This window comes from Streptomyces sp. SID11385 (genome assembly GCF_010548245.1).
Taxonomy (GTDB): domain Bacteria; phylum Actinomycetota; class Actinomycetes; order Streptomycetales; family Streptomycetaceae; genus Streptomyces.
On sequence record NZ_JAAGLR010000474.1, the window covers coordinates 1 to 3779 of the forward strand.

A 3779-nucleotide genomic window follows, 5' to 3' on the forward strand; every position below is an offset into this window, starting at 1 on the left:
GCGCCTCGTGCAGGCCGTACGCGGCGGCGGTGAGCGCCCGCGTGTGGGCGGTGGGTTCGGGCAGGGCCCGGGAGCGCACGGTGGTGGAGCGGTCGGCGTAGCGGACGGTGAGCTGGAGGCTCGCGCACACCTGCTCCTCGGCCCGCAGCCGGTTGCCGAGTTCCTCGGTGAGCGAGAGCAGGGCGCGGCGGTGGCGGTCGCGGTCGAGTTCGTCGCGGTCGAAGGCGCGGTGCGCGGAGAGGGCGCGGGAGAGCGCGTCGGGGGTGACGGGGGTGGGGTCGATGCCGTGCGCGCGGGCGCGCAGTTCGCGTCCGGCGCGGGCGCCGAGGATGCGCTGGAGGGTGCCGAGCGGGGCGGCGGCGACGCGTCCGGCGGAGTCGAGCCCGTAGGAGCAGAGCGTACGGGCGGTGGCGGGGCCCACGCCCGGCAGCGCGATGACGGGCTTGCGGTCGAGGTAGTCGGCGAGCCCGTCCCCGGTGACGGTGACGGTCGTGCCGAAGCGGGCCTCGCGCGCGGCCATGCGGGCGATGAGCGGAGTCGGGCCCACGCCGATCGCGCACACGACGCCGTGCAGGGCGAGGATGCGCACCCGTACGAGCGCGGCGAGTTCGGCGACGTCGCGCCCGAAGTAGCGGCGCGCGCCGCGCACGTCGGCGAGCGCGGTGTCGGGCGGCAGCGCCTGGACGAGCGGGGTGAGCCCTTCGGCGGTGGCGAGCAGGGCGGGCAGCAGGTCGGGCGCGTCGGGCTCGCGCGAGAGCCGGAAGCGGACGCAGAGCACACCGCTCGCGGCCCCCTCGGCCGCGCCCGGCGCGTACGGGCCCGCCCCGTCCCCGTACCGGCCGGCCCCCGTCTCGTCCCCGTATCCGTCGGTCTCCCTCATCCCGCGCTCCCCTGGCTCCGGTGGAAGAGCTTCGCCCGCGCGATCCCGCGGCCCGTCGCCGCCGTGTCCGCGCCCGCCGGTTTGAGGTCGGCCCAGGGGTTGAGCTCGAAGCCGGTGGGGAGGGTGATGCGGCGGGCGGCGGAGGGGGGCTCCGCCGGCTGTCCTTCCTGGGATTCCAGCGACTCCTGGGCTTCAGCGAGCTTCGCCGAGACCGCTTCGAGGCCGCCCTCGGCGCGCAGGTCGAGGAGTTCGGCGAGGTTCCAGGCGGCGGTGCCGACGACGCTGAGGCTGCGCGGTCCGCGCCGCTGCACGGTGCCGCGCACGAGGAGCAGCCAGGAGTGGAAGACGGTGTGGGCGCAGCGCTCGTGCGAGTCGTCGAAGAAGGCGAGGTCGACGAGGCCCGTGCCGTCGTCCAGAGTCGTGAAGACGACGCGTTTGCCGGAGCGGATGGGCGGGGTCTGGGTCGCGGCCTTGGCGCCGGCGACGAGGACGGTCGCGCCGTGCGGGGCCTCGCGCAGACGGCGTGCGGAGACGACGCCCAGTTCGCGCAGGAACTCCTGGTGGTCGCCCATGAGGTGGCGGGACGCGTCCATGCCGAGGACGCCGAGTTCGGCGCTGAGCCGTTCGGTCTCGTCCAGGTCGGGGAGCCCGGCGGGCGCGGTGCGGCGGCCGCCGGAGAGCGGGAGCTGTGTGCCGTGCGAGGCGGCGCCGCGGCCCATGCGGTGGAGTTCGGCGAGGTGCAGGAGGAGGTCGCGGCGGTTGGCGCCGAAGGCGTCGAGCGCGCCGACCTGCGCGAGGCGTTCGGCGACGGGCCGCGAGGGCCTGGCGCGCTGCCAGAAGTCGAGGAGCGAGGTGTACGGCTGTGCGGCGGCGATCCGTTCGCCCTCGGCCTCGCTCATGCCGTGCACGTCGGCGAGCCCGAGCCGCACCCCCCACACCTCATTCTCGGACACCAGTTCGATCCGGTGGGCCGGGGCGGAGTGGTTCACGTCCACGGGCAGGATCGGCACGCCCCGGCGCCGCGCGTCCGCGAGGAGCAGCCGCTTGGGGTACATGCCGGGGTCGTGGGTGAGCAGCCCGGCGTAGAAGGCGGCCGGGTGGTGGGCCTTGAGCCAGGCGGACTGGTAGGTGGGCACGGCGAAGGCGACGGCGTGCGCCTTGCAGAAGCCGTACGAGCCGAAGGCCTCGACGATCTCCCACGTGCGCGTGACGGTCTCCGCGTCGTAGCCGCGCTCGGCGGCGCGCTGCGCGAACCAGAAGCGGATGCGGCCCTGCGACTCGGGATCGGAGAGCCCGCGCCGCACCCGGTCGGCCTCGTCGCGCCCGCAGCCGGTCATGGTGTGCACGAGGTCGATGACCTGCTCGTGGAAGACGACGACGCCGTAGGTGTCCGCGAGGGCGGGGGCGAGGTCGGGGTGGGGGTAGCGCACGGGCGCGCGGCCGTGCCTGGCCTCGATGAAGGGCCGCACCATGTCGGCGGCGACGGGCCCGGGGCGGAAGAGCGAGATGTCCACGACGAGGTCGTGGAAGGTGGACGGCTGGAGCCGCCCGACGAGGTCGCGCTGGCCCGGCGACTCGATCTGGAAGCAGCCGAGGGTCTCGGTGGAGCGGATGAGCTGGTACGTCTTCGGGTCGCCCGGCTCGATGGCGTCGATGTCGGGGGCCTCGCCGGTGGCCCGGTCCAGCTCGGAGAGCGCGTGCGCCATCGCGGACTGCATCCGCACCCCGAGCACGTCGAGCTTGAGCAGCCCGAGGTCCTCGACGTCCTCCTTGTCGAACTGCGCCATCGGCAGCGATTCGCCGCTCGTGGGCACGACGGGGGTGCGGGAGAGCAGCGAGGCGTCCGAGAGGAGCACTCCGCACGGGTGCATCGCGACGCCGCGCGGGAGTGCGTCGAGCCCTTCGACCAGTTCCCAGAAGGTGCCGTACTTCTCGCGCTCGGCGGCGACGGAGGCGAGTTCGGGCAGCTCGTCCATCGCGGTGCGCGCGTCGCGGGCGCGGATGTGCGGGAAGGCGGTGGCGATGCGGTCGATGTCGGCGGGGTCGAGCGAGAGCGCGGCGCCGACGTCGCGGATCGCGTGCCGCACGCGGTACGTCTCGGGCATCGCGACGGTCGCGACGCGCTCGGGCCCGAAGCGGCCGAGGATCGCGCGGTAGACCTCGATGCGGCGCGCGGACTCGACGTCGATGTCGATGTCGGGCAGCACGGAGCGCCGCTTGGACAGGAAGCGCTCCATGAGCAGCCCGTGCTCCAGCGGGTCGGCGTGCGCGATGCCGAGGAGGTGGTTGACGAGGGAGCCCGCGCCCGAGCCGCGCGCGGCGACGCGGATGCCGAGGTCGCGCACGTCGTCGACGACGCGGGCGACGGTGAGGAAGTACGAGGCGAAGTCGTGGTGCCCGATGATGTCCAGCTCGTGGTGCATCCGCTCCCAGTACGCGCGCGCCTTCGGGCCCCGGTCGTAGCCCTTGCGGATCATCCCGGCGGTGGCGCGCGAGGCGAGGGCGCGCTGCGCGGTGCGCAGGCCGGCGCCGACGAGACGCGGTTCGGGGAAGCGCACGGAGCCGAGGCCGAGGTCGTCCTCGGGGTCGACGAGGCACTCGGCGGCGGTACGGGCGGTGTGGGCCAGGAGCGCGGCGGCGGCGTCCGGGCCGAAGCCCGCGGCGGTCGTGATCCGCTCGGCCTCCTGGGCCATCAGCCCGGCGTCCTTGAGCCAGCGCTCGCCGCTGTCGAGGCCCTTGGCGGGGTCGATGGGGACGAGGCGGCGGGCCGCGTCGAGCACGTCGGCGACGCGGCCCTGGCCCGGGTCGGCGTAGCGCACGGCGTTGGTGAGCACGGGGCGTACGCCCTGCTCGGCGGCGAAGCCGACGGCGCGGGCGGCGAGGCGCAGGGAGCCCGGGC

The 3779-nt window shown here is 75.2% G+C and carries 2 protein-coding genes; both read right to left on the reverse strand.

What is annotated here, in order from left to right; translation table 11 throughout:
- A partial coding sequence (locus tag G3I42_RS14605; protein WP_164286069.1) for a hypothetical protein occupies positions 1-880 on the reverse strand: 880 nt, incomplete at its 3' end.
- Positions 877-3779, reverse strand: a 2903-nt coding sequence (gene dnaE, locus G3I42_RS14610) for a DNA polymerase III subunit alpha (protein ID WP_164286071.1), incomplete at its 5' end; no start/stop codon positions are given. The genes dnaE and G3I42_RS14605, both read right to left, overlap by 4 nt.